Source organism: Bacillus sp. FSL W7-1582 (assembly GCF_038593325.1).
Lineage (GTDB): Bacteria > Bacillota > Bacilli > Bacillales > Bacillaceae > Bacillus > Bacillus altitudinis.
In genome coordinates this window covers 2779410-2801372 of record NZ_CP151987.1, presented here as the reverse complement: position 1 = coordinate 2801372, position 21963 = coordinate 2779410, and the positions used below count along the sequence as shown (strand labels likewise).

Here is a 21963-nt window from a genome sequence, read left to right as displayed (position 1 = left end):
AATAGAATTATATGTCAATCAAAATAAGTGGAAAAATGAGTATTTTTGGTGAAAATTGTCACATATTATGTAGGGAAAGACGATTTTACCCAAAAAACACATGATTTTTTATTCATATGTCATTCTTTTTTAGGAGGAAAAAGAGACATAAAAAAAGCTGGGTATCTACCCAGCTATGTGATGCTTTATAAAAAGAGATCTTTTATTTGTCGTCTGTCTGTTTTGGCTGACGGCCTTTTTGTTTCTCTTTCTCTCTAATGTAGTTAATAAAGTCGATGGTTTGTCTTCGTGCTTCTTCAGAAAAATCGGAGGCAGCTTTAAACGCAATTTGCAAATCAGGATCATCTGCAAGATCGTCATCAGAGGCGTTTTTGTCTTTACCTGTGAGAAGATAATCTGTTGAGACCCCGTATAACTCGGCGATTTTCACAATCATTTCACCATCTGGCTTTCTCAATCCATATTCCCAGTTAGCATAGGTTGACATCGCCTTTAATCCGAGTTTTTTGGCAACGGTAGACTTACTCCATCCATGTTTCTCTCTTAATTCAGTTAGAATCTTTCCAGTCAAATTATCCATCGGAAACACCTTTTTTCATATTATGTGTAAATTTTATCATGAATTACACGGAAAAGATAAATAAATACACAAAAAGAATAAAAATATGATTGACTTACTCGTTTTGTGTATATTATCATAATGAATATAACTTACACATAATGAGTAAGAGGTGGAAACATGAAACTTGAAAATTTACGAGAAGAACGAATATTACAAGGAAAAACACAAACGTATATGGCGAAAAAACTTGGATATAAGTACACGAGTGGCTATGCAAATATAGAAATGGGCCGAACAAAGCCCAGCTTAGAAATAGCCAAGCATATTGCAGATTTGTTAAATATCGGTGTTCAAGAGCTTTTTTTTGGTCAAAAGTTACACAAAAAGAGTAATAGTCGTAAGGAAGACCGTTCTTAAAAAGGGGAGACAAACAGAATGAATATCGAACATCCGATGGTGACACAAATGAATGATTTCGGCTATCCAAAACGTTACTGGCCATATGAAATGTCCCGAAATGGTTATCGATTAGAGGACGAGAACCGTGAGAAAGGATTTGATGATGATGAGACATCAGATGACATTTGATGCCCGAAAAGAAGCACAGCATTGCCTAGTACAAGCTGGCGGCTGGATCACTTTTCATCAAAAAGAGCCGATGTTTGCTTTCCCCACGGCAGAAGAAAAACGCACATACATGACCCTCATGGCAGAAAAAGCCGTTGATGACAAGAAGAAGGAAAGGATGAATGCGACATGAATCGATTGAAGCAAATCATGACATTCCTGAAATGTTTACTCAATGCGGGTCAAAACGAACAAGACATTCGGCAGTGGGGGAAGGATGACGGGAGATCGTAGCATGGTCCTTCATTTTATCATTGAAAAAGAACATTTATGCACAAAAGAGACATTGATAAACAGAATTCAAGCAGCCGCAAAAGCGCAATGCTCAAGCAGAATAAAAGGCGCATTATCACTCGACATTCGCTCATTTTACAATATGCCCATTGATCTAGCGAACAGCCAAGACACGCGTACATCTGCAGAAAAAGGTTTGATACGCCCGGTACACATCAGCATTCTTCAACCAAATTTGCAGTATATAAAAGAAGCACTTCATGCCTTTACCGATGACGCCTCTTTACAGATTGTAGAATTAAGAGTTTCACAGTTTTATAGCATGCGTCCTCGAATGGAAATCATTTTAAATACGATGGGTGATGATATGAGATCCTCACCACCAAATAAGGAGACAAGCATATGAACGAGCCAAAACAAATCATGATTCAAGAAAACCAGACATTTGTCGGTGAAATGGAAAAAGGGAAGATTCAAGTCATTGTGTTAGATGGAAACGTAGGAACGGCTTATATGATGGATGTACCTGAGCATGGAAAAACAATTATTCAAACAGCAAAAGGGCATTTTGCAAGAGTCGATCATGAGATTGGTTTTAAAATCAGCTAGTCTGATGAACAAAAACAACTGAATAAGTCCAAGACGGAAAGCCTGCGGACACTGATCAAGACCCTATAGAAAGGGGCTGATTGGTGTCCGTTTTTTATTTTCTTAAAAAAGGGAGAGAGCATAGATGCAAGATTTACTGATTGAATATAAAAGAAGTTTAAAAGATGCCAGAAAACGATATGAACAATTGAAAGACAAAGAAGAGAAACAGATGTCAGATCAGGACAAACATGATCAAAAAATGATCGCCAGTATGGTCAGCGATCTAGAATACGTGGTGGAATGGCTTCAAATCGGTAGAGAGCCAGGCGCACGCAGAGGATTAGATAGACGGTCTGTGTACCAGCGCACCATTCTTGCTAATCAAGAGGTATTAGAGGCTTTATCACATGAATACACCCTCATTCAAGAGAAAGAAAGAGAGGTAAGTGAGCGGGATAAAAGGCGAATCGATGAAGCTTTGTCTGTTTTAACAGATCGAGAGAAAGACGTGTTTTTTATGCACACAACGCAGGGTCTGTCATTTAGTGAGATTGCGATTATGCTAGATGTAAAAAAAGGAACAGTCCAAAAACATATGGAAAGAGCTCGGACCAAAATGTCCAAAAAAGTACAAGAACGCCTATTCAAAGCTGCTGAATAGGCTTTTTTTCTTTCATCACTCAATCTTCAAAAGCTTGTCTTACAGTTGCCACCTATAGTTAGAAAGACCAAACGAATGTTTGCTAGCCCGGCACAAATGATTCCTCTTCAGGGAATCATTCGAACTAAAAGGAGGCGGCAGGTGAATGTAAATGAAAGATAAACGGATAGAGGCTAAGCAGGATTATATGAAAGGGATGACGTACCAGCAACTAGCGGATCAATACAACGTCTCCATCCATACCGTTAAATCATGGAAAAGACGATACGGCTGGCAAAGACAAAAAACACCGTCAAAGCAGGCGCACTCGATCTTTCATCAATTTCTTTCAGATGAAACGATTGAAATCATGGAAAAAATGGATGGGCGCACATCTCTTGATATCATCTGGGATCAAATTCAAATTCAATACGCAGCCATTATTCGAGCGCAGCGCATCATGCATGTAGCAGATCAAGATGACATGATCAAAGAACTGAAAAAGGCGACGTACTTGCCTTCTTCATTAGAGGAAGAAACAGGCGAAGGTATTCATCCAGAGCCAGAGATCACGGCAGAGGAATTTTCGTTTCAATTTTCATGGGATCGGCATGCTACTTTTTTAAATGCCCAATCTCGTGCAATGGGAGAGCTAAGACGGCTGATTAAACAGTTTGAAGAGCTCGCTCATGCGAAAGATGAACGAAGATTAAGGCTGAAGCAAATTGAGCTAACAATCGAAAAAACAAAAAAAGCAGTTCGTGAGGAAAAAGAAGAAGATCTTCATATCATGATCAAAAGAAAAGAGGACGATTCATGACGCCGTTGATTGAAAAAGAAGTCAATCCTCACTTTGAACACTTTTTGTTCGATTGGAATCAAAAGTTTCAGTTTTTAGTAGGCGGCTATGGCTCATCCAAAAGCTATCACATTGCTTTAAAGCTGATCTTAAAGCTGCTTGAGGAAAAACGGACAGCACTTGTCATTCGAGAAGTGTATGATACGCACCGGGAGTCGACCTATTCTCTTTTACAAGAAATCGTCAGCGATCTTGGCATCGATCATCTAGTAAAGTGCCGCAGTTCACCGCTTGCTCTCACTTTTCGCAATGGGAGCAGCATTTTATTTAAAGGACTGGACAAGCCTGAGAAATTGAAGTCGATCAACAACATCTCAATTATTTGGATTGAGGAGTGTTCCGAGGTTTCTTATGAAGGGTTTAAAGAACTGCTTGGAAGGCTGAGACATCCGGTTTTACCTCTTTATATGATGTTATCGACGAATCCCGTTGGTCAGGATAATTGGACGTACAGACATTTCTTTCGAGATGAGCAGCTGAAACGTTTTGTCCTTGATGACGAAACCTTATACAAACAGCGAACCATCGTGATAAAAGATACGTACTATCACCACTCAACAGCAGAAGACAATCTATTTCTTCCTAAAAGCTATGTCAAGCAGCTGGATGAGCTGAAAGAATACGATCCAGATCTTTATCGAATTGCAAGGAAGGGATACTTCGGTATCAATGGCACAAAAGTGTTTCCGCAATTTGAGGTCAGACAGCATGCTGACGTATTAGAAGCGATCGGGCAGATTGAAAGACCGCTGAAACGGGCGGGGATGGATTTTGGATTTGTCGAATCCTACAATGCGCTCATTCGGTTAGCTGTCGATCATGAAAAAAAGTACTTATATATTTATTGGGAATATTACGACCGCGGGAAAACGGATGATGAAACAGCTGTTGATCTGAAAGAATTTGTTGAATCAAAGGAACTGATTAAGGCAGATGCAGCAGAGCCTAAAACGATTCACTATTTTCGGCAGCGCGGATTTCAAATGGTCGCTGCTCATAAGTTCCAAGGGTCACGTTTGCAATATACAAAGAAAATCAAACGATTTAAGAAAATCATTTGTTCCGATGCTTGCCCTTATACCATCTATGAACTTCAATCACTAACCTATAAGGCAGATAAGAACGGCCGCTTAGAGGAAGATGAATTTCAAATCGATCCACACACATTATCCGCCATTTGGTATGCGCTAGATGATTATGAGGTGACCGATTTGAAACAGACTGCTTCAGAGCGTGTCCGTCCAAACCGAGAGAGGAGGTCCATACAATGAAACAATTAAAAGCAACGATTATGAAGGCCAACATGTCTGATCATACAAAACAAATGTATGAGGATGAATTTTCATACGAAAAAGATGACATTGTCCCCCCGCCCTACCATATCAATGAATTAAAAAGCATGGCAGAATACTCAACGATTCTTCAGCAATGTATAGATGCGTATCGAACAAACATTTTAGGCTTTGGCCTTGGGGTGGAATACGCCTTTGATTTTAATGCGGAAGATGTGAAACCGGTCAAAAAGAAGACAGCCGAGAAGGAATGGACAAGACTCGAAGAGTTTACGAAATACATGAACTATGATGAGTCTGCTGACGTGATTCTTGGTTATGTCTTAGAAGACCGGGAGAAAACAGGAAATGGCTTTTTAGAGGTGCTGCGGGATGGACAAGGAAAGCCGGCAGGAATCGAGTATTTGGATGCACTCCATATCCGCATTTGCAAACTGAGTGAGCCAGTCGACGTCGAATTCCGCTTTACAGAAAACGGCGAATTAAAGACGATGAATCGCAAGAAACGATTCCGAAAATATGTGCAGGTCATCAATGAGAAGAAAGTCTTTTTCAAGGAGTATGGTGATCCGCGCATATTAAATTGTGAAACAGGCAAGTACGATGATGCTACACCAGAACCGCTTCAAGCAACAGAAGTCATTCATTTTAAAATTGGCAGTGGGACGTATGGGATTCCCCGCTGGATTGGCAACATCGTCAATATGTATGGCGCACGAAAAGCAGAAGAGCTGAATTATCTTTATTTTAAGCAAGGACGGCATGTACCTGGTGCCATCATTGTCGAAAATGGCATGCTGTCAGAGACTTCTTATCAGCAGCTACAAGATTATATGGATGATATTGAAGGCTCTGACCATGCGCATAAGTTTTTATTGCTTGAAGTAGAAGGGCTTCCGACAGAAAAAGGATTAACAGGTGAAGAAGATGTATCAAATGTCAAAGTGAACTTTAAATCCTTGGCGGAAATCCTACAAGAGGATGCGCTCTTTTTAGAATACGATGAAAAGACGAGAAACAAAATCCGCTCCGCTTTTCGTCTGCCGCCTATTTACACAGGAGAGTCACAAGATTATAACAAGGCTACAGCAGATACCGCGCGAAAAACAACGGAGGAGCAAGTATTTCAGCCAGAGCGGCATCTTATTACAGGGAAACTCAATACTCTTTTTCTCCCGGATTTAGATATATGGCATGTCCGCTTTCTATTAAATGGCCCTGACTTTAGAGATCCGTTAGAGATAGCGAAGGTTCTGACACCATTTATTCAGGCTGGGGCAGTATCGCCAAATGATTTACGAGATCTTGCGGGGCGTATTCTTGGCAAGACGTTAGAGGAATGGCCGGAAGAATTCTACCACCGACCTTTAGAAAGCCGCATAAAAACAGCTGATGGGCTGTCTCCATCTGAGCCAAACGGGCTAGAGAAATAAAAGGACGTGAGCTTTTTTTGAAAGGGGGTGAACATATGCCAAGGGAATTAAAAAACGCAAAAATTACGCATGTTTCCTATGTAGACAGGGCCGCCAACCAAAAGAAATTTTTCTTGATGAAAGCAAAGAAAAAGCAGCCTGACTTTCAAAAAGAAGTCAGTGTCCTGACGAAGGCAGAGGACGCGCATCGCCTCGTATATGGCGTCGTGTATGAACCGAATACACCTGATGCACATCAAGACTTTATGTCGGCCAAAGAAATTGAAAGAGCAGCACACGGTTTTATGAAAGATGCCCGTCACATTGATAAACAGCATGATTTTCAAGACGGTGTTGGCGAAGTCGTCGAATCATACATTGCCCCAGCGGATTTTGAAGTAGGCGGGGAGCTGATTCAAAAAGGATCTTGGGTACTTGTGACAAAGGCATCACAAGATATTTGGGACCAAATTCAGCAAGGCCACATTACAGGCTACTCAATGGCTGGAACAGCAGACATCATCGCAATAGAGGAACACGATCAGCTCCTATCTCAAGAAACGAACGAGAGAGGGCTTTTTTCTTTGCTGAAAAATTTCTTTTTGAAAGAGGAAGGTGCAAATATGCCACAACAATTTTGGAGCGTTTTAGATCATCTGCTGGAAACGTTGCAGTCAAGTGATGGTGATGAATCTAGCGTAAGAGCGGCACTTGAACAATTGATTCCAATTGTGCAGGATGTGTTGAAAACAAATGATGTCCTCCAAACGATTGGCGAAAGACCAGCATCCGTTCAAAAGCAAGATGCCGGATTAACGACTGATCAAGTACGCGAACTAGAAAAAGCAAAAATGGCCATCGACAACGTTTTACAACAAGCGGATAAACAAGGGACAGATCAAACAGGTGAAGAAGAACCTGTACAAAAAGTGCTGGAGCAAGTGGTTGCGCCAATTCGTCATCAGCTCTCTTCCTTAGAGAAATCAGCAGGCAGAGAAAAAGCAGCGATTCAGGAAGTGCTTCAGCAACAGCTACTGCCTATTTCAGAGCGGATACACATGCTTGAAAAAGCGCGGGGCATTTCTAAACAAACAAATCACGATACACAAAATGATATGACAAAGCCCATATGGGATGGCTTACTATAAGCCTAAATAAGGAGGAAAAAGTGTGAGAAATCAAGAGTTGATTCGCAAGGCTGAAATGACACTTGCCAGCTTAAAAACAGGCGGTCTCATGAACGCAGCCCAATCCAACACATTCATTAGAATGATGCAAAATACACCAACCGTTTTAAATGATGCACGTATCATTCCAATGGAAAGTGATTCACAAAAAATCGAAAAAATCGGCTTCGGTCAGCGCATTTTACGCCCAGCAGAAGAAGGCAAAGCGCTTGATGCAAAAGACCGTGTTGTCCCAGCGACAAGCACTGTTCAGCTCAATGCAAAAGAAGTCATTGCTGAGATTCATATGACGTACGACAGCATTGAAAACAACATTGAAAAAGACGGGATTCAGCAGACCATTATGCAAATGCTGGCGGAACGAGCGGCAGTCGATATTGAAGAATTGATCGTCAACGGTGATACAACATCACAAGATCCATTTTTAGCTCAAATGGATGGCGTACGAAAACAGACAGTTTCTCATATTGTCGATGCGAATGGAGCGGAAATTAGCCGTCAAATGTTCAAACAAGCCTACAAAGCGATGCCGTCAAAATATTTACGTGTACCTCAGGATTTCCGTTTTTATACATCCCCAAGTTTAGAGGTCGAGTGGAAAGACCAAGTAGCAAACCGTCAGACAGGTCTCGGAGATGCGGCGATTCAAGGCGGACTTTCTTCTGCATTCGGTGTTCCGGTCAAAGGTCTTGCCAATATGCAGCCATATGATGAAGAAGGAACAGACGTATCAGATATTTTACTGACACATCCGAAAAATATTATCGTAGGATTTTCTCGCAATATTCGTATTGAAGTAGAAAAAGATATTCGCAGCCGTAAGTTTATCATTGTTCTGACAGCGAAGCTCGACAGCAAATTTGAGGAAGAGGATGCTGTAGCCAAAGTCATGAAAGTGAAAGAGTAGGTGACAGCAGGCTATGATCATTTCTGCTGAGGAACTACAAGCCTATTCTGTATTTGATCGCGTGAAAAATCGTTCTGTAGAGAGACTAGCGGCAGATATTATTGAAGCAGAAGCAGCGGTATTTCAAATGGTCGGGCACGATTTTACACATGAAAAATATCAGCCCATTCCTGAAAAAGCAAGGATCGCCTTATTAAAAATGGCCCAGTATTTTGCCATGCTGAATGATGACGAATCCATGATGAAAGGCTTGACTTCAGAAAAAATGGGTGATTATTCATATGCAAAGGCAGCGGACAAAGTGAAAGGCAGACCTTATGTGTATGCCCTTCTTGTTGATTATATTGAACCTTCATTAACTGGCGGCAGCGCCAATTTAAAGGTGAGATCATTATGAGTTATGATTCTCTATTAACGGATCGCTGTGATCTTTTTCACTTAGAGAATGAGGGGGCAGTCCGCGGCAAATTTGGTATACCAGCAGGAGATCTGCAGACGGACCTCACTTATCCTGATACACCAAGTATGAGAGATGTGGCTTGCTATGTTGTAGAAAAAAGCCAGTCACTCGTGCAAGAAGAACCGAATACAGTCATCTATCAGTCCTATCTCGTCCATTTCCCTTTAGCAAGCGACATTCGTTTGCATGACAAAATGGTGTGGAACGGCATCTCACTTAAGTTGCAGCAGCCAAAAAGAGTGAAAAATCATCACATGGAAGTGATGGCCGTCAGAAAGGAAAACCTATGAAAATTGATGGACTTGACCGGCTGCTATCCCAGCTCCAACAGGCAAATAGTGGCGGCTTAACGGCGCAATATCAAGAGTGGTTACAGGAAATGGGCTTACAGTTTTTAGACATCATTCAAGATGAAATCATCAAAGAAAAGGCTGTTGATACAGGCCGTCTCCTCAATTCCTTTCAAAAAGGTGACAAGGAGAATCACTTTCTCACTTCCCGAGGCGGGCTCACGCTAGAAGTAGGGACACAGCTTGATTATGCCTCTTACGTGAATGATGGACATGCCATTTCTTCAAATGGAGAACGAAGATGGGTGCCTGGCAGATGGAACGGCAGCCGCTTTGAATATGATCCGAATGCCAGTACTGGCATGATGCTTTCATCTCAATGGATTGAAGGAAATGGGTACTGGGATCATGCCGTCATGCTCTATGAACAAATGTTTGAACACTCGCTGGATCGAAAGCTTCAAAGCTGGATCGATCGACATTTTGGGAGGTGATGGAATGAATCAAGAAGTCGGGGCAATCATGCATTATATATACACACACTTTCCTGTGAAAATGTATGATCGTCTTCTGCCAGAGCGTTTCCAAGTGCCATCTGTTTATGTGCCGCCAGTGACTGTCATTAGTGGTCCAGATACAGTGTCTACTTTTATGAAATCTTATTCGCTGCAAGTGAAAGTGTTTCATATGGATACAGAAAAAGCGCATGATGCGGCGGAAACAGTCGTCGATGCATTGCTTGCTGATCGTCAAATCATTCAGATGATCAGTGAAGATGGAGAGGTGCTGGATGATTATGTCCGCATAAAAAGAGTGGAAACAAGAATCATAGATCAAGGTGTAGCAGCGATTGTCCTGACGTGGGATAGCAGCTATTGGTACAACCGAGATAAACAGCCAAGCCTAGAAGATATCAATTTTTCAGATGGGGTGATCAAACGTGAGCAAGACTAAAAAAACACAGCTCGACCAAACAGCGGGCGAAGAAAAAGAATTTGGCTTTTCATTTGAAGCCTTAAAAGAGCACAGCAAGGATCTTTTTGGGGTAAAACCAGAAATCCTTGAAGGTGCTCTTTTTTATATCAAACATCAACCAATTACAAAAACAGAAGCAAAGAAGCACATCGATGCTTTTTTGTCCAAGGAGGTTTAAAGGATGAACGGAGGCACTTTTACACCAGGTACAGAGAAAAAGCGTCCTGGCATTTACTTTAATTTTAAAACAACAGCAGAGCAGCGAATTACTTTAGGCGAGCGAGGAACAGTTGCACTTCCTCTTGTCATGAGCTGGGGAGAACCAAAAACCTTTATTTCCGTTTCCGATATGGAAGACTTAAATAAAAAGGTCGGGCTTAACATTGATGATAAGTCACTTCTTCTTTTCCGTGAAGCGAAGAAAAAAGCGCAAACGGTTCTACTTTATCGTTTAAACGAAGGAGAGCCAGCCAAAGCGGAAATTGCAGAAAACTTTGTGGTCACAGCCAATTATGGTGGTCAAAAAGGAAATGAGATCACCATTCAAGTGGCAGAAAATGTACTCGACAGCACAAAACGTGACGTCATCACCTATCTTGGAACAGATATTGTCGATAAACAGGTGGTCACAGATGTCAAAGATCTTGTGAAAAACAAATACGTTCAATTTTCTGGTGAAGGCGAAGCGGTCATTACTGCTGGCGCGGCTTTAAGCGGCGGGAAAAACGGTGTGGCAAGTGTCGCAGATTATACAGCTTTCCTAGAAGCAGCTGAAACGGAATACTTTGATGTCATTGCACTCCCAGTCGATAATAGTGAGCAATTAAAAGCAACATTCGCGTCATTTATTGAGCGTTTACGTGATAAACAAGGACGTAAGGTACAAGGCGTTGTGGCTAACTATGCAGCTGATCAAGAAGGAATCATCAATGTCACAAGCGGTGTTGTTTTAGAAGACGGAACAGAACTCGCGCCTGCTCAAACAACAGCTTGGGTCGCAGGAGCAAGTGCAGGAGCGAATTTTAATCAGTCACTGACCTTTGTTGAATACGAAGGCGCAGTCGATACATTAGAGCGTCTTGATAATGATCAAGTAGAATACCGTTTATCACAAGGAGAGTTTCTTTTCACTTTCGATGCAAGAGACCGCACGGTGAGCGTTGAAAAAGATATTAACTCTTTGACAAGCTTCACGGTTGAAAAGAACCAGCAAATGGCGAAAAACAAAATCATCCGTGTGCTAGATGCAATCAACAATGATTTAACATTTGAACTGAAAAATTTGATTAAATTACGCAAAGCCAATGGCAATGACATTCCAGCATCAGACGACGGTGTGCAGCTTGTGAAAACACTGATTACACAGTATCTCACACAACTTCAAGATGGAAGCGGCATTACAGGCTTTAACTCAGAAACAGATATCGTCATTGGCCTCAATGAAGATCGTGATGGATTTATCATCGATTTAGCAGTACAGCCAGTAGACGCAGCAGAAAAATTCTATTTCAATGTGGAGGTGAAGTAAGATGGCTTTTAAAGCGCAAAATACAATCTCAGGTAAAGAAGGTCGTCTTTTCTTAGAAGGTGAGGAGCTTGCCTTTATCAAAACGTTTGAAGCAAACGTGGAGAAAAATAAATCAGAAGTGAATGTGATGGGCCGCCGAATGACTGGTCATAAAACAACAGGGGCAAACGGAACAGGAACGGCAACATTCTATAAAGTTACGTCACGTTTCGTTCAACTTATGCTCAACTATGTGAAAAAAGGGGAAGATCCTTATTTCACTCTTCAAGCGGTAATTGATGATAAATCATCAGGCCGAGGCACAGAGCGTGTGACATTATTCGATGTCAACTTTGATTCAGCTAAAATTGCTGGACTAGATGTCGATTCAGAGGCACTTGAAGAAGAAGTTCCATTTACATTCGAAGACTTTGATCTGCCTGAAAAGCTGAAGAATTCTTTCTAAGAAATGTGGAGGAAATTAGCTAATTAATTAGCTAAATAAAAACCAAATATGCTATAATGCAAATGTAATGAAAAATGAATGCATTTGTAATGCACATGGCATTCAATAACACACAAAATGATGTTTACATGCAAAGCGATTTGCATACAATAAAAAGAAGCCAGGATGCGCTAACATCCCGGCAATGTACAATGAGGCCCTTCAAGGGGCTGGCTTATCAATTAGATAGTTTTAAGGATAGACTTTCCCTTTCACCTACCAAAGCTCAAGGGGGAGTCTATTTTTTGTTTATATACGTCAACAAAGCAAGGATAAACATCCCGAATAAAAGCATTAGGGAAATCGCTTGGAACGTTGACATGAGCATCACCCCCTTCCTATCGGGGATGAGCCAGACACCCTTGAGCAAGCCGTTCAATTGTACGAGTTATATTATACATGAAAAGATTGGAAAGCACATTCAAAAATGGATGTGCTTTTTTGTATTCAAAAAACAAACAAAAGGGAGTTTTTAAACATGAGCGAAAAACAAACATTTGATCTTTCATTTTTTATGCCAGGACAAACAGTAGAAGCAGAAGAGGTCAAAGTACCAATTTCTAAGCGTTTTGTTGATAAAAAAGGGAATGTCATTCCTTTTGTCTTCAAAGCGATTACTACGGAACGTATTGATGAACTGGAAAAAGAAAACACAACGTTCAAAAATGTCAAAGGCAGAGGCCGTGTGAAAGACTTAGACAGCCAGCGCTTCTACGCACGAATTGCCATTGAATCGACGATTTATCCAGATTTCCGCTCAAAGGAATTAAGAGAAGCCTACAGCACACAAGATCCAGTTGAAGTTGCAAAACGTGTTTTATCTGTCGGCGGTGAATACGCAAACTGGTTAAACAAAGCCATTGAAATCAACGGATTTGAAGACGAAATTGAAGATTTAGAAGATGCAGCAAAAAACTAATAAAAGATGGGGATAAGGAAGCAGTGTTTTTATATTACGCCATGCATGAGCTTCACTATTCCCCATCAGAACTTCTCGATTTATACGAAGCACCAAGACAATTTAAGGCATTCTTATTCGGACTCATCAGCTACAAGCTCGATATGCTAGAAAAAGAAGCAAAGAAAGGAGGGAAATAAACTGGCGAAGCTCACTGCACGATTTGAATTAGAAGACAAAGTATCAAAGAAGCTGTTGCGCATTCAAAAACGTTTTCAAACGTTTGAGAAGCAGCTCAAACCATTTAGAAAACCGGTGAAAATAAGCCTGGAAATGGATGAAAAGAAGCTAAGGAACCTCAATTTATCGATGAGAAGGTTTTCTGTATTGTCCATGAAGCTAGATCAAGGAATCTATCGTGATCTCAAATCATTAACAAACCAGCTGAACATGATACCGAAACAGATGGTCATATCGATTCAAGCAAAAGGACTAGATGTCATTAAATCCAGTATAGATCGCTTGAAACAATCACAAGCAAGTCCAATCCTGCTGACGTTCAAACTGAATGATCAGTTGTCAGGAAAAATGTCATCAATCAAAAAATCAATCCTTCAGCTCATGAACAGAACGTACTATATGAGATTAAACATGGTTGACCAAGCCACCGCTGCCATTCAACGAATCAAAAAGACACTCAAAAGCTTGACAATGGCTAAACATGAGATAAGAGTGTCTGTTCAAGACAATGCAAAGAGTAAGTTGAAAAAACGAGATCAGGCAGAGTCAGTTGTGAAAGAACAAAATATAAAAAAAGAACCTGAGGCTGTTAGTCCGCCAGTTAAAACGGATGAACCTAAACAGGGTTGGCTCCAGAGCCTTGCTAATAAAGGGTTAAATGAAATTCAAAAATATGCAGGTGATGTTGCAGACAAGCTGAAAGAAAAATTAAGTCCTAGAAAGTTTTGGGACGAAAAGGCACTTCCTTGGGTTGAAAATAAAATGGAAGAGTACAAGCAAGATGTGATCGGAAGAATAAAAGAGAAGATTAAATTTAATCCTGAAAAAAAACTAGATGAATTGGTGACCAATGTATTTGATCGTCTCTTTGGTGCAGGTGATCAATCGAATGGAAGTAGCACTCCAGCGCCAACAACAGCGCCAACAACAGCGCCAACAACAGCGCCAACAACAGCGCCAACAACAGCGCCGACAACAGCGCCAACAACGGCACCAACAACGGCACCAACAACAGCACCAACATCCACACCATCAAATTCAGCTCCCAATAAGAAATCTAAGCCGCGAGGTGGTAAAGGTTTGTTTCGCAATAGTTGTTGTCCTTGTTGTGCAAGAGGTTTAAGCAGGGGAGGATCTACTAAAACCAAAAATAGAAATGGTCAATCACCAAGACAACCTAGAAATCCAAATGCCACAACAAGAACCGAAATGAATAGAAGACCTCCAAGTAAATTAGGGGATGCGTTGAAAAATATCGGTAAAGGGAGCGGCAAATTATTAAAGAAAGTACCTATTTTAGGCAGTGTACTTAGTGCAACAAATCTAATTGGTATGAAAAAAGAGAATGCTGGTGAAAAGATCGGTGCGACTGGAGGCGGCATCGCCGGAGGGATGGCAGGTGCAGCAGCAGGTGCAGCTATTGGAAGTATAGTACCAGGAGTAGGCACAGCCATCGGCGGCCTAGTAGGCGGCATCGCTGGCAGTATGGGCGGAGAATCTATCGGTGAAACAATTGGAAAATGGTTTGATGGCGGTGGATTTGAGAAGATTGGCCAAAAAGCCATTGAAATCAAAGATCAAATTGTTGAAGTGTGGTCTACAGTCGCAGACTGGTTTATCCAAAATGTGTGGACACCATTAAGCAGCACGGTTGGCACGGTAGCAACCACGATCTGGACAAGTCTAGTCAATGCCTGGACATGGATACAAGAAACATTCAGTGCAGTCGCAGGCTGGTTTATCGAAAACGTCTGGACACCACTAAGTGGTACAGTCGTTACAGTAGCAACCACGATTTGGACAAGTCTAGTCAATGCCTGGACATGGATACAAGAAACATTCAGTGCAGTTGCGGGCTGGTTTATCGAAAATGTCTGGACACCGCTAAGCGACACAGTCGTTACAGTAGCAACCACGATCTGGACAAGTCTAGTCAATGCCTGGACGTGGATACAAGAAACATTCAGTGCAGTAGCAGGCTGGTTTATTGAGAATGTGTGGACACCGCTAAGCAGCACAGTTGTTACAGTCGCTACTGGGATTTGGACAGCATTATCAAATGCGTGGAAAACCATTCAATCAATTTTTGGAGCAGTATCCTCTTGGTTTATGAACAATGTATGGAATCCACTTGTAGAAACGGTTGGAACCATCAAAGATAGCATTGGTAAGAAGTTTGAAGAAGCGTATAAAGTGGTGACAGATATATGGAATGGATTATCCAAATGGTTTAAAGATAATATTCAGACACCGATCGTAAAAGTGGCTGGTGCCATAAGTGATGGTTTTTCTGCAGCATTTGGTTGGGTCCAAAAGATTTTTGAAAAAGCAGGCGGTATTGTAGATGTTGTAATAAATTGGATCGTTGGAAAGAAAAAACCTGATAATAATGCAACAGGCGGCTATATCACCCAACCTACCTTATCATGGATTGGTGAAGCGGGTAACGAATTTGTCATTCCAACTCAAAATAACCGGGGCCGTGGGAAGATGTTGCTTGCACAAGCTGCTTCTCATCTTGGAATGTCTGTTGTGCCAAGCAGCAGCGGAGCAGCAAGTCCAGTTTCTAGCTCTCCAGCTCCAATAACGCCAAATGCTCCAGCAGCTCCAACTGCTTCTGCCGGTTCAATTGGTGGAACGGTTTCAATGAATGGAAACATCCAATCTGCCAGCATAGGTGAGCAATTTAATCATGATTTTGAACAAGGGCTGAATCAAAAGGTGGTTTCACTTGATCAATGGAAGCAAAAAAACATTCAGCAGCCATTTAATCAAATGACATCAGATTCAGGAAAGTACGGACAACAAACGGTATCGGCATTTGCTACTGGCCAGCAAATGACACCAACAGGAACTGATAGCTTTTTGCAAAGTCGTGTAAAAGCACCATACCAACAAGTGATGACAGCATCACCAACTTGGGGTTCTGGAACTGTTAGTGGCTTTGCAACAGGTCAAAATGCCACATCAATTGGCACAAGCCAATACGTAGACCAACACGTCAAACAACCATTCCTGCAAGCCAAACAAGAATCACCAGGATGGGGTTCAGGAATGATCGATGCCTTCAATAGCGGCATGCGTTCAAAAGCAAGTGAAGTCACACAAGCTGCCAAAGAAATGGCGAAGAAAGTGGAACAGGCGTTTAGAGAAGAACTAGACATTCATTCTCCTTCACGTGTCATGATGAGTCTAGGGAAATTCGCATCGATTGGTGTCGTCAAAGGGCTCGATTCAGTTGATGTGAAAAAGTTTGCTGAAAATCAAGCGGGTTCATTAATCGGAGCGTTCAGCGGTATGGGTGCTTCAGGTCTTAGTGTTCAGCAATGGCTCATGGCAGCTCTGATGGCCACTGGTACATCGATGAGCTGGCTTCCAGGTCTTATGACAATCGCTCAGCACGAATCAAATGGAAACCCGAAAGCCATCAACTTGTGGGATTCCAACGCCAAGAAGGGAACGCCTTCTAAAGGGTTAATGCAAACCATTGGACCGACCTTCCATTCCAATAAAGGCAAGGGCATGAATGATATTTGGAACCCAATTCATAATGCCGTAGCAGCCATTAACTACATTAAGGGCAGGTATGGAACAGTCTTCAATACACCGGGATTACGGAGTATGAGAAGAGGTGGTCCTTATAAAGGCTACGCCAATGGCGGTCTGATTACTCAGGAGCAGGTAGCTAGAGTCGGTGAAGGAAACAAACGCGAATGGATTATTCCAGAAGAAAGAGGCATTCGCGGGAGATATTTATTGACGCAGGCAGCCAAGGCACTTGGGATGCAAGTCTATGATCCATCAAATGCATCTGCTCCTTTACCAGAATCACAGATGCAGCAAGTCACCTCAGCACAGTCAGCTGGGACTGCAACAACGTCAGGCAACAAACAAATCACCATCCAGTTCAATGGTGATCAGCATTTCCATAATGGACAGGATCAGCAATCGCTTGTCGAAAAAATTAGACAAATGCTTGTAGACGAACTGGAAGTAGAGCTTCAGACAGGAACGAAAGGGGTCGTGATCGATGGGTAAATCAGTGTATCAATTGTGGATTTCCCAAGGCAAGGAGAAGTTGCGATTCCCTGTGCTTCCATCCGAACTTGAGATCACAAATAACGTACAAAATGAAACGGTGAAGGTCTCCTCCTTTGGAGAACTGACTTTTATTGATGTACCATCGGCTAAACAAGTATCATTCACCTCATTATTTCCTAAGAAATATTCGCCAATTGCTGAATATAAAAGCATTCCATCACCAGAGAATGCAATAGCGAAAATTGAACGAATGATGCGTTCAAAGAAGTCTGTGCGACTGATTGTGACAGGGACTAAAATCAATATGACGTGCAGCATTGAGAGCTTCACTCACAAGGAAGGGCCTTATGACATAGGTGATCGTGAATTTACGATCGAGTTAAAGGAATATAAAACCGCATCGCCTAGGAAAATCAAACGAAAGAAAAAAGCGAAACAAACCAAAAAGAAAAGACCCTCAAAAACACCACCAAAATTGTACACTGTTAAAAAAGGAGATACTCTTTGGGCCATTTCAGGCCGTTTTTATGGCGATAGTACAAAATGGCGGCGTATTTGGAATGCCAATAAAGCAGCGATGATCAAACGAAGTAAACTCAATATTAAACAGCCGGGATATTGGATTTTTCCAGGGCAAAAATTGAAAATACCACAATAGGGGGGCTGACATTGATTGAGCTTTTTGCCATCAGAAGCGGTACGATGTATGAGCTTGTCACAGAGAGTGTGACACTTCAGGGGCAAAGGTATCAGGCCCCTCGCTCTATTCAGGCGAACATTATCACAAAGCAAGGCAGTCAAACATATTACCGTGTCTCAGAAGGAGACACGGTTCTTTTTAAATGGAAAGGAAAAGAGCTGTTCAGAGGCATCGTGTTTTCTAGGACGCCTGTTGAAGGAAAGCTGACCTTTACCGCATACGATATGCTCCAATATTTAGTGAAAAACCAAGATGTATATGTTTTTTCAAATCAACGGGCAGATCAAATTTTGAGGCGGATCGGGGCAGACTTTCAAATCCCTATGACATCCATCGCAAATACAGGACATGTCATGAAGTCTCTCGTCTTTAAAAATGACACGAGTTTATATGACATCATTTTAAAAGCATTGAAGGAAACGAAGCGGCAAACCGGTAGAAATTATCAAATTTATTCTGCTAAAGGCAAGATGGGGCTGAGAGCTTGGCCCGATCCAGAGGACGTGTGGGTCATTGAATCAGGCGTCAACCTCATCGGTTATCAGTACAGCACCTCCATTGAAGAGACAGCAACACGTGTGAAGATGCGCACGTCTGTAGACGAACAGGGCAAGAATAAGAAAAAAGGTAGCAAATCAGATATTGTGGTGATCGAACAGGACAAAGCGGGTCAGAGTCAGTACGGCATTTTACAGCATGTGGAGACGGTCACAGGTCAAATCAACCAGCCGCAGCTTCAAAAAAGAGCGAAAGTACGCCTAGCTGAAAAAAAAGGCGTCAAACAAGAAGTGAAAAGCATACAAGCACTCGGAATCCCTGAACTGCAAAGCGGTTTGCCAATCTATTTGAAAATCCCTGAAATCAACATCAAAAAAACCTACTGGATCGATCAAGACAAGCATGAATTCAATGGAGTGAAGCACACCATGACAATTGACGTCGTTGAGAAAAATTCCATGCCAAAGGGTGATCAAGCATGAGATTAAGTGAAGCAATTAAACGCCTTGCTGTCAATGCAGTAGATGCAGCTTCTCCAATTGATCTGGTGATTGGAGAGGTCACAATGGCTTCGCCTCTTCACATCCGATTAAATGAAAACAGTAAGCTGATCATTCCAGAAGAACTGCTTATTTGGCCTAAACGCTTAAATAAGGGTGAGGATGATGAGTTGAAAAGGGGAGACAGCATTATGGTACTCGCAATGGCAGGAGGGCAGTCCTTTTACATCATCGACAAATTGTAAGGGAGGTGATGAATGTGGCACTTTCACCAGAGGAAGAAATCGAGGAAACAGAAGAAGACGAAGAGGTAGAAACCTCGACGACGTATCGCATAGATTTTGAAAATGGTAGGCTGACAAATGAAGCCATTACAGGCATTGAAGCGATCCGACAATTTATTTATATGACATTGCGAACAGAGCGCTATGCACATCCCATTTACAGTCACGACATTGGCACTGAAATTCAGGAGCTATTGACCGATACAGAAGCAACAGATGAATACAAAGAAATGGAGATTCCAAGATTGCTAGAAGAAGCATTGGTCGTTGATGAGCGGATTGATCATATTGAAGAGATAGAGGTCACGAAGCAAAATGATGCCTTTCAAGTCAAACTAGCCATTGTCACAGATGAAGGCACATTAGAAATAGAGGAGGTGATGGAGGGAGATGTTTGAGGAGCAAACGTATGAGGCGTTGATGGAAAGAATGCTGGACAGGCTGCCAGATGACATAGATAAAAGAGAAAACAGCGTCATTTGGAATGCCTTGGCACCTGCTGCTGCTGAACTGGCACAGTCGTATATTTGGCTTGATCAAGTGTTTGAGCTTGTCTTTGCTGATACAGCACAGGGGGAATTTTTAGATCGACGAGCAGCAGAAGTGGGGATTGAACGAAAGCCAGCCACCAAAGCGGTCTGGTCCGTAACCATTCAACCAGAGAACGTAAACATTCCAGCAGGATCAAGATTCTTTATTGAAGACGTTTATTTTCAATTTTCAAAGGACGGTACACTAGAATGCGAGACAACAGGTACAGCCGGCAATGGGCAATTAACAGGTCAGCCGCTGCTATCGCTTGATACCATTCCGGGTCTAGAGTCGATGATCATGAAGGAATTGGTGATACCAGGGCAAGAGGAAGAAGATGATGCGTCATTATACGATCGGTATTTAATACGCGCAAGGCGAGAGGCTGTCAGTGCCAACAGAGCACATTACAAAAAGTGGGCCGAGGAAGTGGTTGGTGTCGGCAGAGCGAAAGTGTTCCCGCTATGGAATGGAGAGGGAACGGTCAAAATTGTCATCACAGATGGCAATCTAGATGTAGCCTCTGAGCTTCTTGTCAAAAGGGTCCAGGAGTATATCGATCCTGTACCGGGAGAAGGAGAAGGGCAAGCTCCTATTGGTTCAAAAGCAACCGTGGAAAGCGCCAAGTGGCTGGATATTGACGTAGAAGTGTCCGTCGAACTTCAGATGGACTGGACACTTGAAGGTGCGCAAAAAGAAATAGAAGAAAAGGTCAAAGCACTGTTAAAATCAATCGCATTTGAAAAAAGTACGATTCGAATGTCCGCCTTAAATGATATTTTGTACCATTCAGAGAGTGTGTCCGATTATGCAAACGTCTTATTGAATGGGGAGTCAAAAAACTTAGTATTACAGGACATTGAGATACCACGTCTGAGGCAGGTGAAGGTTATTGAGCAAACTTGATGAAATGAAAAACTACTTGCCGCCTTATTTCACAGAGATTTATGATGTGGATCATTTACTAAAAACAGAGGCACCAGAGTTTGAACAATTGGACGAATCCATTTTTGATGTAACGGATCAGTTCTTCCCTTTAACAGCGACGTGGGGATTGAATCGTTGGGAAAGAATGCTCAAGGTGCAGCGAGAGTCAGATGATTCGATTGAGCTGCGCAGGGCACGATTACTCAATATGATGTCGAACATTCCACCAATTACGTATTTGTCATTAGAGAAATCTGTGAATCGATTTCTTAAAAATCCAAGTGCGACCATCCGACTTACAGTCAATCGTTATCATTTTGCATTGCGTGTCAACCTAGATGACCTGCAAAACACAAGATATATCGTCGAAATACTCGAAACGTTAAAGCCAGCACATTTGGCGTATACGTTCACCGCCAGTCATCATACTGATGTTCATGAAACAAATGATCATCACCAGCGGCTCACACTGCGAAGCAGAGTGGGCTTTTTCGATCATATTCCAATTTTACTCAATGGTGAATTCGTATTAAATGGAACGTTCTATCTCAGCGGGATACGAGGTACTACAGAAGTCCCTGCTCGTTTTCGGCATTCATTAAAGATGAGAATGCCGCTTCAACAAGAGAAAGAAACAGCATATCGTATGAATTATGTCATGACTGGAGCATCGCATGAAACGAAGCAAGCAGCTACGCTGACTTTGCGCGCAAAGAACCAGCTTTCACATCAAACGAAAAAGAGGATGACGTTCCGCTTACCGGTACATGTTCAAAATGAACAAGGCGGCAGTTTACTGATCAAGGAGCATTACTGGATTCTCGATGGATCCGTTCCACTTGATGGATCAAAAATGCTAGCAGCAACTTCTAAAAAAATAGACCTATAAGGAGGATCACAATGGCTGATCAATTAACCGTAACCACACTATATGCACGTCAACAAATGGCAAAGGCACGAGCAGAAGGAACAAAACTCACAAAAGTCGTCAAAATGGCATTCGGAAGTGGAGGAACAAAGGATGGAAAACCGATCTCTCTTGACGGAACCGAACAAGCACTCAAAAAAGAACTGGTTCAAAAAAATATTGATTCATTTACCTTCATGGAACCGGCAAAAATCCGCTACACCTGCACCATCGCTGAAGGAGAACTCGCAGGCGAAGTCATCAATGAACTAGCCCTTGTCGACGAAGCCGGCAAATTCACCGCCATCCGCACCATGACAGACAAACAAAAAGACGGCGACATCGAATTTGTTTTTGAGATTGATGATATTTATTAATGGAGGGGAAAA

At 42.0% G+C, this 21963-nt stretch carries 30 protein-coding genes; 28 read left to right on the top strand and 2 right to left on the bottom strand.

The genetic code is table 11. The features are described 5' to 3' along the window. Positions 1-202: 202 nt before the first annotated feature. Positions 203-580 carry a helix-turn-helix transcriptional regulator gene (locus NSQ11_RS14545; protein ID WP_007500560.1) on the bottom strand — a complete coding sequence of 126 codons (378 nt, stop codon included), beginning with the start codon at positions 578-580 and terminating at the stop codon, positions 203-205. 159 nt (positions 581-739) lie between these two features. Between NSQ11_RS14545 and NSQ11_RS14540 the strand changes: the two genes are divergently transcribed. From NSQ11_RS14540 to NSQ11_RS14455, 18 genes are all read left to right on the top strand, one after another. Then, complete coding sequence (locus NSQ11_RS14540; protein ID WP_008344138.1) at positions 740-979, top strand: helix-turn-helix transcriptional regulator; 240 nt, start codon at positions 740-742, stop codon at positions 977-979. Positions 980-997: 18 nt separating this feature from the next. Further along, positions 998-1150 carry a hypothetical protein gene (locus NSQ11_RS14535; RefSeq protein WP_008344135.1) on the top strand — a complete coding sequence of 51 codons (153 nt, stop codon included), beginning with the start codon at positions 998-1000 and terminating at the stop codon, positions 1148-1150. After that, the gene (locus NSQ11_RS14530) at positions 1128-1322 is read left to right on the top strand and encodes a hypothetical protein (RefSeq protein WP_225310417.1); all 195 of its coding nucleotides are present in this window, start codon (positions 1128-1130) and stop codon (positions 1320-1322) included. Before NSQ11_RS14535 ends, NSQ11_RS14530 begins: the two co-directional genes overlap by 23 nt. 102 nt (positions 1323-1424) lie before the next feature. Then, positions 1425-1829, top strand: coding sequence for a holliday junction resolvase (locus NSQ11_RS14525; RefSeq protein ID WP_342501141.1), 405 nt, complete (start codon positions 1425-1427; stop codon positions 1827-1829). Beyond that, positions 1826-2032 carry an XtrA/YqaO family protein gene (locus NSQ11_RS14520; RefSeq protein WP_045034528.1) on the top strand — a complete coding sequence of 69 codons (207 nt, stop codon included), beginning with the start codon at positions 1826-1828 and terminating at the stop codon, positions 2030-2032. Before NSQ11_RS14525 ends, NSQ11_RS14520 begins: the two co-directional genes overlap by 4 nt. 124 nt (positions 2033-2156) lie before the next feature. Next, complete coding sequence (locus tag NSQ11_RS14515) at positions 2157-2675, top strand: sigma-70 family RNA polymerase sigma factor (RefSeq protein WP_017358981.1); 519 nt, start codon at positions 2157-2159, stop codon at positions 2673-2675. Positions 2676-2826: 151 nt separating this feature from the next. Next, entirely contained in the window at positions 2827-3474 is a 648-nt protein-coding gene (gene terS, locus NSQ11_RS14510; protein ID WP_058213668.1) for a phage terminase small subunit, read from the top strand. A gap of 8 nt (positions 3475-3482) precedes the next feature. Beyond that, positions 3483-4784, top strand: coding sequence for a PBSX family phage terminase large subunit (locus tag NSQ11_RS14505; protein ID WP_160758062.1), 1302 nt, complete (start codon positions 3483-3485; stop codon positions 4782-4784). Continuing rightward, complete coding sequence (locus tag NSQ11_RS14500; protein WP_116306117.1) at positions 4781-6238, top strand: phage portal protein; 1458 nt, start codon at positions 4781-4783, stop codon at positions 6236-6238. The genes NSQ11_RS14505 and NSQ11_RS14500 overlap by 4 nt, the downstream gene beginning before the upstream one ends. Before the next feature lie 35 nt (positions 6239-6273). Continuing rightward, the gene (locus NSQ11_RS14495) at positions 6274-7365 is read left to right on the top strand and encodes an XkdF-like putative serine protease domain-containing protein (RefSeq protein WP_116306115.1); all 1092 of its coding nucleotides are present in this window, start codon (positions 6274-6276) and stop codon (positions 7363-7365) included. A gap of 22 nt (positions 7366-7387) precedes the next feature. After that, complete coding sequence (locus NSQ11_RS14490) at positions 7388-8311, top strand: phage major capsid protein (RefSeq protein ID WP_135009764.1); 924 nt, start codon at positions 7388-7390, stop codon at positions 8309-8311. Between the two features lie 13 nt (positions 8312-8324). After that, positions 8325-8708, top strand: a complete 384-nt coding sequence (locus NSQ11_RS14485) for a DUF3199 family protein (RefSeq protein WP_007500574.1) — start codon at positions 8325-8327, stop codon at positions 8706-8708. After that, the gene (locus NSQ11_RS14480) at positions 8705-9061 is read left to right on the top strand and encodes a YqbH/XkdH family protein (RefSeq protein WP_017358987.1); all 357 of its coding nucleotides are present in this window, start codon (positions 8705-8707) and stop codon (positions 9059-9061) included. The genes NSQ11_RS14485 and NSQ11_RS14480 overlap by 4 nt, the downstream gene beginning before the upstream one ends. After that, positions 9058-9555, top strand: a complete 498-nt coding sequence (locus NSQ11_RS14475) for an HK97 gp10 family phage protein (protein WP_025207873.1) — start codon at positions 9058-9060, stop codon at positions 9553-9555. The genes NSQ11_RS14480 and NSQ11_RS14475 overlap by 4 nt, the downstream gene beginning before the upstream one ends. Positions 9556-9559: 4 nt before the next feature. Further along, positions 9560-10015: a DUF6838 family protein gene (locus NSQ11_RS14470; protein ID WP_041091933.1), complete on the top strand. Its 456-nt coding sequence runs from the start codon at positions 9560-9562 to the stop codon at positions 10013-10015. Then, entirely contained in the window at positions 10002-10214 is a 213-nt protein-coding gene (locus NSQ11_RS14465; protein ID WP_008344108.1) for a hypothetical protein, read from the top strand. Before NSQ11_RS14470 ends, NSQ11_RS14465 begins: the two co-directional genes overlap by 14 nt. Before the next feature lie 3 nt (positions 10215-10217). Further along, positions 10218-11564 carry a phage tail sheath family protein gene (locus tag NSQ11_RS14460; RefSeq protein ID WP_342501140.1) on the top strand — a complete coding sequence of 449 codons (1347 nt, stop codon included), beginning with the start codon at positions 10218-10220 and terminating at the stop codon, positions 11562-11564. 1 nt (position 11565) lies between these two features. After that, positions 11566-12009: a phage tail tube protein gene (locus NSQ11_RS14455; RefSeq protein WP_003213309.1), complete on the top strand. Its 444-nt coding sequence runs from the start codon at positions 11566-11568 to the stop codon at positions 12007-12009. 277 nt (positions 12010-12286) lie between these two features. Here NSQ11_RS14455 and NSQ11_RS14450 read toward each other — a convergent pair whose 3' ends face one another. Next, entirely contained in the window at positions 12287-12343 is a 57-nt protein-coding gene (locus NSQ11_RS14450; protein WP_229200408.1) for a putative holin-like toxin, read from the bottom strand. A 183-nt stretch (positions 12344-12526) separates the two neighbouring features. Between NSQ11_RS14450 and NSQ11_RS14445 the strand changes: the two genes are divergently transcribed. The 10 genes from NSQ11_RS14445 to NSQ11_RS14400 are packed head-to-tail and all read left to right on the top strand — an operon-like array spanning position 12527 to position 21951. Further along, positions 12527-12967, top strand: a complete 441-nt coding sequence (locus tag NSQ11_RS14445) for a phage portal protein (RefSeq protein ID WP_008344099.1) — start codon at positions 12527-12529, stop codon at positions 12965-12967. A 41-nt stretch (positions 12968-13008) separates the two neighbouring features. Continuing rightward, the gene (locus NSQ11_RS14440; protein WP_008344097.1) at positions 13009-13146 is read left to right on the top strand and encodes a hypothetical protein; all 138 of its coding nucleotides are present in this window, start codon (positions 13009-13011) and stop codon (positions 13144-13146) included. A 55-nt stretch (positions 13147-13201) separates the two neighbouring features. After that, positions 13202-17224, top strand: coding sequence for a transglycosylase SLT domain-containing protein (locus NSQ11_RS14435; RefSeq protein ID WP_342501139.1), 4023 nt, complete (start codon positions 13202-13204; stop codon positions 17222-17224). After that, a complete protein-coding gene (locus NSQ11_RS14430; RefSeq protein WP_342501138.1) occupies positions 17217-17885 on the top strand; it encodes a LysM peptidoglycan-binding domain-containing protein in 669 nt (222 codons plus the stop codon). Before NSQ11_RS14435 ends, NSQ11_RS14430 begins: the two co-directional genes overlap by 8 nt. Positions 17886-17896: 11 nt before the next feature. After that, a complete protein-coding gene (locus NSQ11_RS14425) occupies positions 17897-18907 on the top strand; it encodes a hypothetical protein (protein ID WP_017367933.1) in 1011 nt (336 codons plus the stop codon). Then, entirely contained in the window at positions 18904-19170 is a 267-nt protein-coding gene (locus tag NSQ11_RS14420; RefSeq protein ID WP_017358996.1) for a DUF2577 family protein, read from the top strand. Before NSQ11_RS14425 ends, NSQ11_RS14420 begins: the two co-directional genes overlap by 4 nt. 14 nt (positions 19171-19184) lie before the next feature. Continuing rightward, positions 19185-19607: a DUF2634 domain-containing protein gene (locus NSQ11_RS14415; RefSeq protein ID WP_024719684.1), complete on the top strand. Its 423-nt coding sequence runs from the start codon at positions 19185-19187 to the stop codon at positions 19605-19607. Further along, positions 19600-20646: a baseplate J/gp47 family protein gene (locus NSQ11_RS14410; protein WP_008344084.1), complete on the top strand. Its 1047-nt coding sequence runs from the start codon at positions 19600-19602 to the stop codon at positions 20644-20646. The genes NSQ11_RS14415 and NSQ11_RS14410 overlap by 8 nt, the downstream gene beginning before the upstream one ends. Beyond that, the gene (locus tag NSQ11_RS14405; RefSeq protein ID WP_144626072.1) at positions 20633-21556 is read left to right on the top strand and encodes a YmfQ family protein; all 924 of its coding nucleotides are present in this window, start codon (positions 20633-20635) and stop codon (positions 21554-21556) included. Before NSQ11_RS14410 ends, NSQ11_RS14405 begins: the two co-directional genes overlap by 14 nt. A gap of 11 nt (positions 21557-21567) precedes the next feature. After that, a complete protein-coding gene (locus NSQ11_RS14400; protein WP_057079157.1) occupies positions 21568-21951 on the top strand; it encodes a phage tail protein in 384 nt (127 codons plus the stop codon). Positions 21952-21963 lie beyond the last annotated feature (12 nt).

What these genes read in the sequence shown, in the direction of transcription:
- NSQ11_RS14460 (WP_342501140.1), top strand. Translation starts at nt 10,218, where the DNA reads ATGAACGGAGGCACTTTTACACCAGGTACAGAGAAAAAGCGTCCTGGC.
- NSQ11_RS14410 (WP_008344084.1), top strand. Translation starts at nt 19,600, where the DNA reads ATGTTTGAGGAGCAAACGTATGAGGCGTTGATGGAAAGAATGCTGGAC.
- NSQ11_RS14540 (WP_008344138.1), top strand. Translation starts at nt 740, where the DNA reads ATGAAACTTGAAAATTTACGAGAAGAACGAATATTACAAGGAAAAACA.
- NSQ11_RS14440 (WP_008344097.1), top strand. Translation starts at nt 13,009, where the DNA reads ATGCATGAGCTTCACTATTCCCCATCAGAACTTCTCGATTTATACGAA.
- NSQ11_RS14455 (WP_003213309.1), top strand. Translation starts at nt 11,566, where the DNA reads ATGGCTTTTAAAGCGCAAAATACAATCTCAGGTAAAGAAGGTCGTCTT.
- NSQ11_RS14485 (WP_007500574.1), top strand. Translation starts at nt 8,325, where the DNA reads ATGATCATTTCTGCTGAGGAACTACAAGCCTATTCTGTATTTGATCGC.
- NSQ11_RS14515 (WP_017358981.1), top strand. Translation starts at nt 2,157, where the DNA reads ATGCAAGATTTACTGATTGAATATAAAAGAAGTTTAAAAGATGCCAGA.
- NSQ11_RS14500 (WP_116306117.1), top strand. Translation starts at nt 4,781, where the DNA reads ATGAAACAATTAAAAGCAACGATTATGAAGGCCAACATGTCTGATCAT.
- NSQ11_RS14535 (WP_008344135.1), top strand. Translation starts at nt 998, where the DNA reads ATGAATATCGAACATCCGATGGTGACACAAATGAATGATTTCGGCTAT.
- NSQ11_RS14420 (WP_017358996.1), top strand. Translation starts at nt 18,904, where the DNA reads ATGAGATTAAGTGAAGCAATTAAACGCCTTGCTGTCAATGCAGTAGAT.
- NSQ11_RS14530 (WP_225310417.1), top strand. Translation starts at nt 1,128, where the DNA reads ATGAGACATCAGATGACATTTGATGCCCGAAAAGAAGCACAGCATTGC.
- NSQ11_RS14400 (WP_057079157.1), top strand. Translation starts at nt 21,568, where the DNA reads ATGGCTGATCAATTAACCGTAACCACACTATATGCACGTCAACAAATG.
- NSQ11_RS14495 (WP_116306115.1), top strand. Translation starts at nt 6,274, where the DNA reads ATGCCAAGGGAATTAAAAAACGCAAAAATTACGCATGTTTCCTATGTA.
- NSQ11_RS14545 (WP_007500560.1), bottom strand. Translation starts at nt 580, where the DNA reads ATGGATAATTTGACTGGAAAGATTCTAACTGAATTAAGAGAGAAACAT.
- NSQ11_RS14525 (WP_342501141.1), top strand. Translation starts at nt 1,425, where the DNA reads ATGGTCCTTCATTTTATCATTGAAAAAGAACATTTATGCACAAAAGAG.
- NSQ11_RS14470 (WP_041091933.1), top strand. Translation starts at nt 9,560, where the DNA reads ATGAATCAAGAAGTCGGGGCAATCATGCATTATATATACACACACTTT.
- NSQ11_RS14480 (WP_017358987.1), top strand. Translation starts at nt 8,705, where the DNA reads ATGAGTTATGATTCTCTATTAACGGATCGCTGTGATCTTTTTCACTTA.
- NSQ11_RS14445 (WP_008344099.1), top strand. Translation starts at nt 12,527, where the DNA reads ATGAGCGAAAAACAAACATTTGATCTTTCATTTTTTATGCCAGGACAA.
- terS (WP_058213668.1), top strand. Translation starts at nt 2,827, where the DNA reads ATGAAAGATAAACGGATAGAGGCTAAGCAGGATTATATGAAAGGGATG.
- NSQ11_RS14430 (WP_342501138.1), top strand. Translation starts at nt 17,217, where the DNA reads ATGGGTAAATCAGTGTATCAATTGTGGATTTCCCAAGGCAAGGAGAAG.
- NSQ11_RS14475 (WP_025207873.1), top strand. Translation starts at nt 9,058, where the DNA reads ATGAAAATTGATGGACTTGACCGGCTGCTATCCCAGCTCCAACAGGCA.
- NSQ11_RS14520 (WP_045034528.1), top strand. Translation starts at nt 1,826, where the DNA reads ATGAACGAGCCAAAACAAATCATGATTCAAGAAAACCAGACATTTGTC.